This is a genomic window from Streptomyces filipinensis (assembly GCF_014649495.1).
Taxonomy (GTDB): Bacteria; Actinomycetota; Actinomycetes; order Streptomycetales; family Streptomycetaceae; genus Streptomyces; species Streptomyces filipinensis.
In genome coordinates this window covers 185,315-199,381 of record NZ_BMTD01000006.1, presented here as the reverse complement: position 1 = coordinate 199,381, position 14,067 = coordinate 185,315, and the positions used below count along the sequence as shown (strand labels likewise).

9 protein-coding genes are annotated in these 14,067 nt (G+C 69.5%); 5 read left to right on the top strand and 4 right to left on the bottom strand.

What is annotated here, in order from left to right:
* The first annotated feature begins 70 nt into the window (after positions 1-70).
* Together IE244_RS16305 and IE244_RS16300 are read left to right on the top strand one after the other, a co-directional pair.
* Positions 71-1,213: a RecB family exonuclease gene (locus IE244_RS16305; RefSeq protein WP_229854149.1), complete on the top strand. Its 1,143-nt coding sequence runs from the start codon at positions 71-73 to the stop codon at positions 1,211-1,213.
* Positions 1,214-1,266: 53 nt separating this feature from the next.
* Positions 1,267-1,938 carry a response regulator gene (locus IE244_RS16300; RefSeq protein ID WP_031162123.1) on the top strand — a complete coding sequence of 224 codons (672 nt, stop codon included), beginning with the start codon at positions 1,267-1,269 and terminating at the stop codon, positions 1,936-1,938.
* 84 nt (positions 1,939-2,022) lie between these two features.
* Here IE244_RS16300 and IE244_RS16295 read toward each other — a convergent pair whose 3' ends face one another.
* The 4 genes from IE244_RS16295 to metH form a co-directional block, all read right to left on the bottom strand.
* Complete coding sequence (locus IE244_RS16295) at positions 2,023-3,603, bottom strand: ABC transporter substrate-binding protein (protein WP_191874248.1); 1,581 nt, start codon at positions 3,601-3,603, stop codon at positions 2,023-2,025.
* 98 nt (positions 3,604-3,701) lie between these two features.
* Complete coding sequence (locus IE244_RS16290) at positions 3,702-5,306, bottom strand: ABC transporter substrate-binding protein (protein ID WP_191874247.1); 1,605 nt, start codon at positions 5,304-5,306, stop codon at positions 3,702-3,704.
* A 433-nt stretch (positions 5,307-5,739) separates the two neighbouring features.
* On the bottom strand, positions 5,740-6,441 hold the full coding sequence (locus tag IE244_RS16285) for an HAD family hydrolase (RefSeq protein ID WP_191874246.1): 702 nt from the start codon (positions 6,439-6,441) through the stop codon (positions 5,740-5,742).
* Between the two features lie 266 nt (positions 6,442-6,707).
* Positions 6,708-10,223, bottom strand: coding sequence for a methionine synthase (metH, locus tag IE244_RS16280; RefSeq protein WP_191874245.1), 3,516 nt, complete (start codon positions 10,221-10,223; stop codon positions 6,708-6,710).
* Between the two features lie 328 nt (positions 10,224-10,551).
* Between metH and IE244_RS16275 the strand changes: the two genes are divergently transcribed.
* From IE244_RS16275 to glpK, 3 genes are all read left to right on the top strand, one after another.
* Complete coding sequence (locus tag IE244_RS16275) at positions 10,552-11,316, top strand: IclR family transcriptional regulator (RefSeq protein ID WP_191874244.1); 765 nt, start codon at positions 10,552-10,554, stop codon at positions 11,314-11,316.
* A 350-nt stretch (positions 11,317-11,666) separates the two neighbouring features.
* Complete coding sequence (locus tag IE244_RS16270; protein WP_031162136.1) at positions 11,667-12,461, top strand: MIP/aquaporin family protein; 795 nt, start codon at positions 11,667-11,669, stop codon at positions 12,459-12,461.
* A 64-nt stretch (positions 12,462-12,525) separates the two neighbouring features.
* Positions 12,526-14,064, top strand: a complete 1,539-nt coding sequence (glpK, locus tag IE244_RS16265) for a glycerol kinase GlpK (protein WP_191874243.1) — start codon at positions 12,526-12,528, stop codon at positions 14,062-14,064.
* Positions 14,065-14,067 lie beyond the last annotated feature (3 nt).

Genomic DNA, 14,067 nt, shown 5'->3' with positions numbered 1-14,067 from the left:
CCCGCGGTCGCGTGGCCGGGGCGGGCGACGAGTGGGTGACTGTCAGTGGTGGGCCGTAAGGTCTGTGGACATGGACAGCAGCATCGAGGACGCGGGAGCCCTGCCGGGCCGCGCCGAGCAGACGGATCCGGGCGAGGGGCGGTCGGCGACCCCCATGACGGCTCCGGCGGCCCCCGCGCCGGTGCCGAGCACATCGGCGGCCGCGGAGGCGCACGGGGGGCCTGGGTCTTCGGACGGTTCCCCCGCTCCCGAGGGCGCGTCCGCTTCGGAGACCTCCCCCGCTTCCGGGGTGTGCCCGGCTCCGGAGGTGGCCCCTGACCCGGGTGCCGTAGCCGGGCCGGAGGTCGCGGTGGGGGGCGGGGCCGAAGGCGGTGCCGGGCGGGTGGCCGTGGCGCCGACTTCGCTGTCACCGTCCCGGGCCAGTGACTTCATGCAGTGTCCGCTGCTGTACCGGTTCCGGGTGATCGACCGGCTGCCGGAGAAGCCGAGCGCGGCGGCGACGCGGGGCACGCTGGTGCACGCGGTGCTGGAGCGGCTGTTCGACGCGCCGGCGGCGGAGCGGACGGCGCCGCGGGCCAAGTCGCTGATCCCTGGTCAGTGGGACCGGCTGCGGGAGAGCAGGCCGGAGGTCACGGAGCTGTTCGCCGACGATCCGGACGGGGAGCGGCTGGCCGGCTGGCTGGCCGAGGCCGGGCGGCTGGTCGAGCGCTGGTTCACGCTGGAGGATCCGACACGGCTGGAGCCGGCCGAGCGGGAGCTGTTCGTGGAGGCCGAGCTGGAGTCGGGGCTGCGGCTGCGCGGGATCATCGACCGGGTGGACGTGGCGCCGACCGGTGAGGTCCGGATCGTCGACTACAAGACGGGGAAGGCACCGAGGCCGGAATACGCGGAGGGCGCGCTGTTCCAGATGAAGTTCTACGCCCTGGTGGTGTGGCGGCTGAAGGGAGTGGTGCCGCGGCGGCTGCAGCTGGTCTATCTGGGCAGCGGGGATGTGCTGACGTACGACCCGGACCTCGCCGATCTGGAGCGGGTGGAGCGCAAGCTGCGCGCGCTGTGGGACGCCATCCGGCAGGCCACGGAGAGCGGGGAGTGGCGGCCACGGCCGACCAAGTTGTGCGGCTGGTGCGATCACCAGGCGCACTGTCCGGAGTTCGGCGGCACTCCCCCGCCGTATCCGCTGCCGGTGCGGGCGGCCGAGCCCGGGACGGTGTGAGGTACGGAGCACGGGCAGGGCAGAATGGTCCGGGACTAGCGAAGGAGTGTCACGTGGCCATCCGTGTCCTACTGGTCGACGACCAGCCCCTGCTGCGTACGGGTTTCCGGATGATCCTGGAGGCCGAGCAGGATCTCGCGGTCGTCGGCGAGGCCGGTGACGGCTTGCAGGCCCTCGATCAGGTACGGGCCCTGCAGCCGGACGTCGTGCTGATGGACATCCGTATGCCGCGGATGGACGGCGTGGAGGCGACCCGGCAGATCACCGGCCCGGGCCGGGACGGTCCGGCGAAGGTGCTGGTGCTGACCACGTTCGATCTGGACGAGTACGTGGTGGAGGCGCTGCGGGCCGGGGCGAGCGGTTTTCTGCTGAAGGACGCGCCGGCCAACGAGCTGGTGCAGGCGATCCGGGTGGTGGCGGCCGGTGAGGCGATGCTGGCCCCGAGCATCACGCGCCGGCTGCTGGACAAGTACGCCGGTCATCTGCCGTCCGGTGAGGAGCCGGTGCCGAACACGCTGAGCACGCTGACCGACCGTGAGGTGGAGGTGCTGAAGCTGGTGGCGCGCGGCCTGTCGAACGCGGAGATCGCGGCGGATCTGTTCGTCAGCGAGACGACGGTGAAGACGCATGTGGGGCATGTGCTGACCAAGCTGGGTCTCAGGGACCGGGTGCAGGCGGCGGTGTACGCGTACGAGAGCGGGCTGGTGCGTCCCGGCGCGCAGTAGCCGGACGGTCCGCCGTGACGGCGAAGGGCGCCCCTTCCGCGTGGAGAGGGGCGCCCTTCGGTGCTTCGGCGGCGTCAGCCGGGTTCAGCTCTTGCTGAGTTCCCAGAACCGGAACACGGTGGAGGCGTCGAGGCAGTACTCCAGGCCGTAGACGCCGTCGCGGACGACCGCGTACTGCTTGGCCTGCCAGACGGGCAGGACGGGCAGTTCGGCGGCGACGATGCTCTGCAGCCGTGCGAAGTCCTTGTCGGTGGCGGACCGGTCGCTCTGCGCGGCGGTGGCGGGGATGAGGGTGCCGGTGATGGCGCGGTTGCGGTAGTTGTTGTCCAGCACGTTGCCCTGGCCGAAGAACGGCGCGGTGAAGTTGTCGGCGTCGGGGTAGTCCGGCACCCAGCCCTTCACGTAGACGCCGTACTTGCCGGCCGCGATGTCCTTCTCGTACTGGTCGAAGGCGGCGGACTTCACGTCGGCGTCGAACAGGCCGCTGGCGTTGAGCTGTCCGGCGATGGCCTTGAGTTCCTCGTCGGTGGCGGGGCCGTAGCGCGACGGCGTGGACCACAGGGTGAGCTTGACCTTGCCGGTGATGCCGGCGGTGCGCAGCGCGGCGGCGGCCTTGGCCTGGGAGGGGCGGGCGCCGTAGGTGTCGAAGAACGCGGTGTTGTGGCCGACGATGCCCGCCGGGATGATCGAGTACAGCGGGGTGGCGGTGCCCTGGTAGACGTTCTTGATGAGGGCGTCGCGGTCGATGAGGTAGGCCATGGCCTTGCGGACGCCGAGTTTCCCGGCGACCGGGTCCTTCATGTTGAAGACCAGGTGCTGGACTTCGGCGCTGGTGCCCTCGATGACGTCGACGCCCTTGCTGCCGTCCTGCTGGTCGAGGCCGGCGATGTCGGAGGCGGACAGGCCTCGGTAGGCGAGGTCGATGTCGCCGTCGAGCAGGGACTGCTTCAGGGCGGTGCGGTCGCCGTGGAAGAACTTCAGCGTGACGCCGGAGTTCTTGATCTTGGCGGTGCCCTTGTAGTTGCCGTTGACGGAGAAGACCGCCTGGTCCTTGTCGAAGGAGTCCAGCTCGTAGGGGCCGGAGCCGACGGCCTTGTCGTCGGTGCGCAGGCCGTTCGCGTCGTACTGGCGGTGGTCGACGATCGAGCCCGCGCCGGAGGCGATCTTGCTGGGGAAGGTGGCGTCGGAGGACTTCAGGTGGAAGACGACCGTCTTCGCGTCCGGGGTGTCGATGCTGCCGAGCATCGGGAACATGATCGCGGGCCCCGCGGGGTCGTTGATCTTCAGCATGCGGTCGAAGGAGAACTTCACGTCCTTCGAGGTGAGGGAGTCACCGTTGCTGAATTTCAGGCCGTCCTTGAGCACGCACCGGTAGACCGTGGCGCGGGAGTCGGTGAAGGAGCACTCCTTCGCCAGCTCCGGCTGCGGTTCGGTCGCGCCCTTGGGGAAGCTGAGCAACGACTGGAAGACGTTGTCGAACAACAGCCAGGAGCCGGGGTCGTAGCCGGATGCCGGGTCCGTGGCGAGGACGTCGTCGGACATCCCCATCACCACGGAGGAGCCGGTCCCCCCGGAATCACCGCTCTCCGAGCCGCAGCCGGTCAACAGGCCGGAGGCCAGCCCCGCCACGATGGGCAGGACCGGCCACTGGTTGCGCATGTTCACTTGAAATGTGCCTTGTCGTCGGTTCGTCACCCCGGGGCCGCCGTCCTGGCCCCGGGTTGTCCGGGGCAGCCGTCCCCGGCCCCCGGATGAGAGAGCCGTCAGCCGCTCACACCGCGGCCGAGCTCCCACAGCTGGAGCGTCGAGGAGGAGTTGAGGGCGTAGGCGACACCGGTGATGTCGTCCCGCGCGGCGACGTACTGCTTGCCCTGCCACAGCGGCAGGACGGGCACGTCCTCGGCGACGGTGTCCTGGATCTGCGTCAGGCTCTTGGCCGCGTTGAGCCGGTTGGCCTCGCGGCGCGACGCGGGGATCAGGGTGCGCTGGATGGCGCTGTTGGAGTACGGGGAGCCGAGGAAGTTGTCCTTGTCGAGGAAGGGCGCGAGGAAGTTGTCCGCGTCGGGGAAGTCGGGGAACCAGCCCATGCCGTAGACGTCGTACTGGCCCTTCTGCTCCGCCGGGCGGAAGGTTTCCCAGGTGTGGCCCTGGATGGAGACGTCGAACAGGCCGCTGTTGTTGAGCTGCTGCTGCAGGACCTCGAACTCCTTCTTGGTGGCGGAGCCGTAGTGGTCGGTGGTGTAGTGCAGGGTCAGCTTGACCGGGGTGGTGATGCCGGCCTTGGTCAGCAGGTCCTTGCCCTTGACGACGCTGGGGTTGCCGTACTTGTTGAAGAACGAGTTGGAGTGGCCGGTGACGGAGGCCGGGACCAGCGAGTACAGCGGCTCGGCCTGGGTGCCGTAGACCTTGGAGACGAGGGCCGCGCGGTCGATGATCTGGGCCATGGCCTGGCGTACGGCCTTGGACTTCACGCTCGGCGCGTCGGTGTTGAAGGCCAGGTAGCGGATTTCCAGGCCGGGCATGTCGACGAGGTCGACGTTGTCGTCGCTGCCGGCGTCCAGCTTCTGGATCTGGGCGGGCGACATGGTGCGGCTCATGACGTCGATGTCACCCTTGTCGATGGCGGCGCTCATGGCGTCGGCGTCGGCGAAGGAGCGCAGTTCCACCTTGTCGTTGTTCACCTTCACGGCCCCCTTGTAGGCGGGGTTCTTGGTGAAGGTGGCGGTGGTGATCGCGTTGCCGCTGGTGTCGGCGTGGAAGGTGTACGGGCCCGAGCCGTCGACCTCGAAGCCGTCGCGCAGCTTGCCCTTCTGGTAGTCCTTCGGGTTCACGATGGCCGCGACCGGGGTGGACAGCTTGTACGGGAAGGTGGCGTCGGCGGTCTTGAGGTGGAAGACGACCTCGCGGTCGCCCTGCGTCTCGATGGTGTCGATGGTGTTCAGCAGGGAGGACACACCGCTGGTCGCCTTGATGCGCAGGGCACGCTCGATGGAGTACTTGACGTCCTGGGCGGTCACCGGGTCGCCGCCGGCGAACGTCAGGCCGTCGCGGAGCTTGCAGGCGTAGCGTTCGCTGCCGCTGTCGGTGAAGGAGCAGCTCTCGGCGGCGTCCGGGACGGGGTCGCCCTCGCCCTTGGGCTGGGCCATCAGCGTCTGCACGGTCTGGCGCAGGATGTTCCAGGTGCCGACGTCGTAGGCGTAGGCCGGGTCGAGGGGCGCCGGGGCGTCGCTGGTGGCGGTGAACCGGTCCGTGGTGCCGACGACGATGGCGTCGCCGCTCTTGCTGCCGCCGTCGGATCCGCCGCACGCGGCGAGAACCGGGGTGAGCAGGCCGGCCACCGCCGGCAGCACCAAAGTCTTGCGGTTCATGCGGGAGTTTCTCCAGAGCTGTTCGGCTCCGTGTATCCGACATGCATGGGTGGTGCGGCGGATCACGGGGGGTTGCGGCGATGTTCTCGCGACGAGATTAGTCCGCGCCCGCAGGGGCGCTCACGGCCCCGCGAGTTGACCCGCCATCACGCAGTGAAACCAGGTGCGGACACACCGAAAACCCGACAGCGGCAGGATTAGTGCAGCTTCCCACCAATCGGGACACAAAGCCCCGCCGGTCCCGCCCGAAGTGGGTCGGTCAGCACACTTGACCCGGCTTGTCGAGACCCTTGGAGGTGGGGAACGTCACACTCCCAACTGTGCGGCGAGTCAGTGGAATTCGGCCGGGCGGCCTGGCCGGAATTCCACTCGGGTGTACTTCCCCGGAAATTTGTCCACCCGGGCCAATGGACATGGCACGCAGTGTGAACGGCTAGCGCATTTCCGTCATCAGGCCGCGCAGAAATGCCAGGTCGACCTCTTCCAGTGAGGTCACCACGGTGCGCCCCTCGGCCGGGGTGATGGGGGTGACGGAGGGGACGGCGACGACGCGGCAGCCCGCGGCCTCGGCGGCGGCGACACCGGTCGCGGTGTCCTCGACGACCGCGCATCTGTCCGGCCGTGCCCCGAGCCCGGCGGCGGCGAGCAGGTAGGGGTCGGGGAAGGGCTTGGTGCGCGAGACCTCGTCGCCGGCGACGGACAGCGCGAAGTGGTGCGGGCCGAGCACACTCAGCACACGGTCGATGATGCGCCGGTGGGAGGCCGAGACCAGGGCCGTGGGGATGGCGTGCTCGTGGAGTTCGGCCAGCAGCCGCGCGGCGCCCGGCATCAGCGGCAGGGCACGGTCGATGCGGTCCTCGAAGCCCTCGTTGAGCAGCACGGTCAGTTCGGCGAGGGAGATGTCGGCGCCGGTGGCCTCCAGGAGGAAGCCCGCGCTGCGGGTCATGGGGCCGCCGACGACGACGTGCCGCCAGGACTCGTCCAGGGGGTGGCCGAGGCCGGCGAAGATCTCGACCTCGACGTCCCACCAGAAGCCCTCGGTGTCCACCAGGGTGCCGTCCATGTCGAGGAGCACGGCCTGCAGAGCTGAGCCTTCCGCCGTACGGGTTCCGAGCGCGGGGACCGTGCTGGTCATCCGGGCGCACCTCCTTGAGGGACGAGCAGGCCGGCTCCCGGACAGGGAACCGGCCTGTAGTGGGCCGACAAGTGTACGTCTCCGACGACCAAAACGCCTCGTTTACCACTCGTGTCCTGGGGTATCCCTGGAAACACCCCTGGCGCGGCCCAGAGGGCTTTCGGCATGCCCGGGAGACTGCACCCACGCACCCGTACCCGCACCCGCGCACGCCCGGACAGCGCAACGGCGGGTGGGGGCGACGAGCGGCCGAAGCCCCGGAGGGCTCAGCGGGCGTTGAAGTACTTCGCCTCCGGATGATGGATCACGATCGCGTCCGTGGACTGCTCGGGGTGCAGCTGGAACTCCTCGGACAGGTGGACGCCGATCCGCTCCGGCCGGAGCAGGTCCGCGATCTTGGCGCGGTCCTCCAGGTCGGGGCAGGCGCCGTAACCGAGGGAGAAGCGGGCGCCCCGGTACTTCAGGGCGAACATGTCCTCGATGTCGGCCGGGTCCTCGCCGGCGAAGCCGAGCTCGGAGCGGACCCGGGCGTGCCAGTACTCGGCCAGGGCCTCGGCCAACTGGACGGACAGGCCGTGCAGTTCGAGGTAGTCACGGTAGGAGTTGGCCTCGAAGAGCTTCGCGGTCTCCTCGCCGATGCGCGAGCCGACGGTGACGACCTGCAGTCCGACGACGTCGGTCTCCCCGGACTCCTGCGGACGGAAGAAGTCGGCCAGGCACAGCCGGCGGCCGCGGCGCTGGCGCGGGAAGGTGAACCGGGTCCGCTCGTTGCCGTGCTCGTCCAGGATGATCAGGTCGTCGTCCTTGGACACACAGGGGAAGTAGCCGTAGACGACGGCCGCTTCCAGCAGGTTCTCCGTCTGGAGCCGGTCCAGGAGGCCGCGCAGCCGGGGGCGGCCCTCGGTCTCCGCCAGTTCCTCGTACGAGGGGCCCTCGCCGGTGCGGGCCTGCTTCAGCCCCCACTGGCCCTTGAACAGCGCGCCCTCGTCGAGCCAGCTCGCGTACTCCTTGAGCTGGATGCCCTTGACGATCCGGGTGTCCCAGAACGGCGGGGCCGGCACCGGGTTGTCGGTGGCCACGTCGGAACGGACGTTCCCCTCCTCCGGGCGCTCCTCGACCTCGGTGGCGGCCGTCGCACGGACGCGCCGCTGCCTGAGTTCGGGCAGCTTGGCGCCGGGCAGGCCGCGCTTGACGCCGATGAGGGCGTCCATCAGGCGCAGGCCCTCGAAGGCGTCACGGGCGTAGCGGACCTCGCCCTCGTAGATCTCGTGCAGATCCTGTTCCACGTAGGCGCGGGTCAGGGCGGCGCCGCCGAGGATGACCGGGAAGCGGGCGGCCAGTCCGCGCTGGTTCAGCTCCTCCAGGTTCTCCTTCATGATCACCGTGGACTTCACCAGGAGGCCGGACATGCCGATGACGTCGGCCCGGTGTTCCTCGGCGGCCTCCAGGATCGCGGAGACGGGCTGCTTGATGCCCAGGTTGACGACGTTGTAGCCGTTGTTGGACAGGATGATGTCGACGAGGTTCTTGCCGATGTCGTGCACGTCGCCGCGGACGGTCGCGAGGACGATCGTGCCCTTGCCCTCGGCGTCCGACTTCTCCATGTGCGGTTCGAGGTGGGCGACGGCCGCCTTCATGACCTCGGCGGACTGCAGGACGAACGGCAGCTGCATCTGGCCGGAGCCGAACAGCTCGCCGACGACCTTCATGCCGTCCAGCAGGGTGTCGTTGACGATGTCCAGTGCCGGGCGGTCCGCGAGGGCCTCGTCCAGGTCGGCTTCGAGGCCGTTGCGCTCGCCGTCGATGATGCGGCGCTTGAGGCGCTCCTCCAGCGGCAGCGCGGCCAGCTCCTCGGCCTTGCCGGCCTTCAGGGACTTGGCGGTGGCGCCCTCGAAGAGCTGCATGAGCTTCTGCAGGGGGTCGTAGCCCTCGGACCGGCGGTCGTAGATCAGGTCCAGGGCCGTGCGGACCTCCTCCTCGCTGAACCGGGCGATCGGCAGGATCTTGGACGCGTGCACGATCGCCGAGTCCAGGCCCGCCTTCACGCACTCGTCCAGGAAGACCGAGTTCAGCAGGATGCGGGCGGCCGGGTTCAGGCCGAAGGAGATGTTGGACAGGCCCAGGGTGGTCTGGACGGCCGGGTGGCGCCGCTTCAGCTCGCGGATCGCCTCGATGGTGGCGAGGCCGTCCCCCCGGGACTCCTCCTGGCCGGTGCAGATGGTGAAGGTCAGGGTGTCGATGAGGATGTCGTCCTCACGGATGCCCCAGTTCCCGGTCAGGTCGGCGATCAGCCGTTCGGCGATCTCGACCTTCTTCTCGGGGGTGCGGGCCTGGCCCTCCTCGTCGATGGTCAGCGCGATCAGGGCGGCGCCGTGCTCCCGGGCCAGCTGGGTGACCTTGGCGAAGCGGGAGTCGGGGCCGTCGCCGTCCTCGTAGTTCACGGAGTTGATCACCGCGCGGCCGCCGAGCTTCTCCAGGCCCGCCTGGATGACGTCGACCTCGGTGGAGTCCAGCACGATCGGCAGGGTGGAGGCGGTGGCGAAGCGGCCGGCGAGTTCCTCCATGTCGGCGACGCCGTCGCGGCCGACGTAGTCGACGCACAGGTCGAGCATGTGCGCGCCCTCGCGGATCTGCTCGCGTGCCATCTCCACGCAGTCGTCCCAGCGGGCCTGGAGCATGGCCTCGCGGAACTTCTTGGAGCCGTTGGCGTTGGTGCGCTCGCCGATGGCCAGGTAGGAGGTGTCCTGGCGGAACGGCACCGACTGGTAGAGGGAGGCGGCGCCGGGCTCGGGGCGCGGGTCGCGCGCGGGCGGGGTGAGGCCCTGGACGCGCTCGACGACCTGGCGCAGGTGCTCGGGGGTCGTACCGCAGCAGCCGCCGACGAGGCAGAGGCCGTACTCGCGGACGAAGGTCTCCTGGGCGTCGGCCAGCTCGGGCGCGGTCAGCGGGTAGTGGGCGCCGTCCTTGCCGAGCACGGGCAGGCCCGCGTTGGGCATGCAGGACAGCGGGATGCGGGCGTTGCGGGCGAGGTAGCGCAGGTGCTCGCTCATCTCGGCCGGGCCGGTGGCGCAGTTCAGGCCGATCATGTCGATGCCGAGCGGTTCCAGCGCGGTGAGCGCGGCACCGATCTCGGAGCCGAGGAGCATGGTGCCGGTGGTCTCGACGGTGACCGACACGATGACCGGCAGGTCCAGGCCGAGGGCGGCGAGGCCGCGGCGGGCGCCGAGGACGGCGGCCTTGGTCTGCAGCAGGTCCTGGGTGGTCTCCACGAGCAGGGCGTCGGCGCCGCCGGTGACCAGGCCCTCGGCGTTGCGCTGGTAGGCGTCGCGCAGGGTGATGTACGGGGCGTGGCCGAGGGTGGGCAGCTTGGTGCCGGGGCCGATGGAGCCGAGCACCCAGCGGGGGCGGCCGTCCTTGGCGGTGAACTCGTCGGCGACCTCGCGGGCGACCCGGGCGCCGGCCTCGGACAGCTCGTGGACGCGGTCGGGGATGTCGTACTCCCCGAGGGCGGAGTGGTTGGCCCCGAAGGTGTTGGTCTCGACGCAGTCGACGCCCACGGCGAAGTACGCCTCGTGGACGGAGCGGACGATGTCGGGGCGGGTGAGGTTGAGGATCTCGTTGCAGCCTTCGAGCTGCTGGAAGTCATCGAGCGTGGGTTCCTGGGCCTGGAGCATGGTGCCCATGGCTCCGTCGGCGACCACCACGCGGGTGGCGAGCGCCTCTCGGAGCGCGGACGCACGGGTCCGGCTGTCGGCGGAAGGGGACGGCGGCAACGAGACCATGAAGGGGCTCCCTAGGTGCGACGGCTGTCGGCTATGCGGCGTCCCGGGCGGGCGGGGATGCCGCACGGCGCCAGAGTAACCGGGAGTCGGCGCGGATGGGCAGCGGCGTCCACGGGCCGGACGCGGGTGGCTGTGGTGCCACGGCCGGACCACGTGTGATGTAACAGGTGTCGACCGACCATTAGCGGGAGGTCGACATGGACCGGTAGTGTTCGACATTGCCGAACGGCGGGTAACGAGACGTACGGCGGTGTACGACAGGTGTCGGCACCGATGGACGGCACGACTGCGTTCGGCGGCAGTCATAGGGGACGGAGGCAGGACGGCGATGGCACGGAACATCCAGTCGCTCGAACGGGCGGCCGCGATGCTGCGGCTGCTCGCGGGCGGCGAGCGACGGCTCGGCCTGTCGGACATCGCCTCGTCACTGGGCCTCGCCAAGGGCACCGCCCACGGCATTCTGCGCACCCTCCAGCAGGAGGGGTTCGTCGAGCAGGACGACGCCTCCGGGCGCTACCAGCTGGGCGCGGAGCTGCTGCGCCTGGGCACCACCTACCTGGATGTGCACGAGCTGCGGGCGCGGGCCCTGGTGTGGACCGACGACCTGGCCCGGTCCAGTGGCGAGAGCGTGTACCTGGGGGTCCTGCACCAGCAGGGCGTGCTGATCGTGCACCACGTCTTCCGGCCGGACGACAGCCGGCAGGTGCTGGAGATCGGCGCCATGCAGCCGCTGCACTCGACCGCGCTCGGCAAGGTGCTCTCGGCCTACGACCCGGTGGCGCACAGCGAGGCGCTGGAGGCCGACCGCAAGCCCTTCACCGACCGCACGGTGTGCGACATGGACGACTTCGAGCACCTGCTCGACGTCACGCGTGCGCGGGGCTACGCGGCCGACGTGGAGGAGACCTGGGAGGGCGTGGCGTCCGTCGCCGCCCCCATCCACGACCGGCGCCGCATGCCCGTGGGCGCGGTCGGCGTCACCGGCGCCGTGGAGCGGCTGTGCCGGGACGGTGAGCTGCATCCCGAGCTGATCGCCGCGGTGCGCGACTGTGCCCGCGCGGTGTCCAGGGACCTGGGCGCGGGACGGTTCTGAGCCGCTGCGCGGCTCTCTGGGGGGACAAACCGGGACGCCGGGCGGCGTTCCGGTTGTCGCCATACCCTGAAATGGACATATGGAGCAAAATCCATACGTCTGCGCGCGAAGAGTGATAAGCGGCAGCGATCAATAACGATCCTGTTTTCGATAACAGAACCCTTGACGCATGCGTAACGCCGAAGCAAGACTCCCGTCCATCGGTCGGCATTGTCGAACACCTACCGGCAATACGCGCTAGAGTGTGACAACGCCAAGGACCGGCAATCGCTCTCACCCCCGAGGGCGCCAGAACCACCGGAGGGACCCGGGGTTCGGCTATCCCTGGACGAAGGACAAAGGAGTCGCGGGTGTCCAGCTCCGACATCTTCATCGGCGAGACCATCGGTACCGCCATACTCATCCTGCTCGGCGGCGGCGTCTGCGCGGCCGTCACACTGAAGGCCTCGAAGGCCCGTAACGCCGGTTGGCTCGCCATCACCTTCGGGTGGGGCTTCGCCGTCCTGACGGCCGTGTACATCTCCGGACCGCTGTCCGGCGCGCACCTCAACCCGGCCGTCACCGTCGCCCTGGCCATCAAGGACGGCGACTGGAGCAACGTTCCGACCTACCTCGCCGGCCAGCTGCTCGGCGCGATGATCGGCGCGACCCTGGTGTGGGTCGCCTACTACGGACAGTTCCACGCTCACCTGACCGACAAGGAGATCGTCGGCGGTCCGGGTGCGCAGGCCACCACGGCCAAGGCGGTCGAGGCCCAGGAGAAGGGCGCCGGCCCGGTCCTCGGTGTCTTCTCCACCGGTCCGGAGATCCGCAACGTGGCGCAGAACCTCGCCACGGAGATCATCGGCACCGTCGTGCTGATCCTGGCGGTCCTCACCCAGGGCCTGAACGACAAGGGCAACGGCCTCGGCATCCTCGGCGGTCTGATCACCGCGCTCGTGGTGGTCTCGATCGGTCTGTCCCTCGGCGGCCCGACGGGCTACGCGATCAACCCGGCCCGTGACCTGGGCCCGCGCATCGTGCACGCTCTGCTGCCGCTGCCCAACAAGGGCGGCTCCGACTGGGCTTACGCCTGGATCCCGGTGGTCGGTCCGCTGATCGGCGGCGCCATCGCGGCAGGCATATACAACGTCGCCTTCGCTTAGACACCGCCTCGAAGCACGCGCCGTACGTAAAGCCCCTTCACCACGGATCTTTCAGGAGCACACAGTGACCGACGCTCACACCGCAGGCCCCTTCATCGCGGCGATCGACCAGGGCACCACCTCCTCGCGCTGCATCGTCTTCGACCGGGACGGCCGGATCGTCTCCGTCGACCAGAAGGAGCACGAGCAGATCTTCCCCAAGCCGGGCTGGGTCGAGCACGACGCCAACGAGATCTGGACCAACGTCCAGGAAGTCGTCGCCGGAGCCATCCAGAAGGCCGGCATCACCCGTGACGACATCAAGGCCATCGGCATCACCAACCAGCGCGAGACCACCGTGCTGTGGGACAAGAACACCGGTGAGCCCGTCTACAACGCCCTCGTCTGGCAGGACACCCGCACCGACGCCCTCTGCCGGGAGCTCGGCCGAAACGTCGGCCAGGACCGCTTCCGCCGCGAGACCGGCCTCCCGCTGGCCTCGTACTTCTCCGGCCCCAAGGCCCGCTGGCTGCTCGACAACGTCGACGGCCTGCGGGAGCGCGCCGAGGCGGGCGACATCCTCTTCGGCACCATGGACACCTGGGTCATCTGGAACCTGACCGGCGGTGTCAACGGCGGCAAGCACGTCACCGACGTCACCAACGCCTCCCGCACCCTCCTCATGAACCTGCACACCATGCAGTGGGACGACAAGATCGCCGAGTCCATCGGCGTGCCGCTGCAGATCCTGCCGGAGATCCGCTCCTCGGCCGAGGTCTACGGCGAGGTCACCGGCGGCAAGCTGGGCGACCTGCTCGGCGGCATCCCGGTGGCCTCCGCGCTCGGCGACCAGCAGGCGGCCCTGTTCGGCCAGACCTGTTTCTCCGAGGGCGAGACCAAGTCCACCTACGGCACCGGCACCTTCATGGTCATGAACACCGGTGACAAGATCATCAACTCCTACGCCGGTCTGCTGACCACGGTCGGCTACAAGATCGGTGACCAGCCGACGGTCTACGCCCTGGAGGGCTCGATCGCCGTCACCGGCTCGCTGGTGCAGTGGATGCGCGACCAGATGGGCCTGATCTCCACCGCCGCCGAGATCGAGACGCTCGCGCTCTCGGTCGAGGACAACGGCGGTGCCTACTTCGTGCCGGCCTTCTCCGGTCTGTTCGCCCCGCACTGGCGCTCCGACGCCCGCGGTGTGATCGCCGGTCTGACCCGGTACGTCACCAAGGCGCACCTCGCGCGCGCCGTCCTTGAGGCCACGGCCTGGCAGACGCGGGAGATCGCCGACGCCATGGTGAAGGACTCCGGCGACGAGCTGGTGACCCTCAAGGTCGACGGCGGCATGACCGCCAACAACCTGCTGATGCAGACCCTGTCCGACGTCCTGGACGCGCCCGTGGTGCGCCCGATGGTCGCCGAGACCACCTGCCTCGGCGCCGCCTACGCCGCCGGCCTCGCCGTCGGCTTCTGGTCCAGCACCGACGAACTGCGCGCCAACTGGCGCCGGGCCGCCGAGTGGACCCCCCGTATGGACGCGGACACCCGCGACCGTGAGTACAAGAACTGGCTCAAGGCCGTCGACCGGACCATGGGCTGGATCGAGGACGAGGACTGAGCT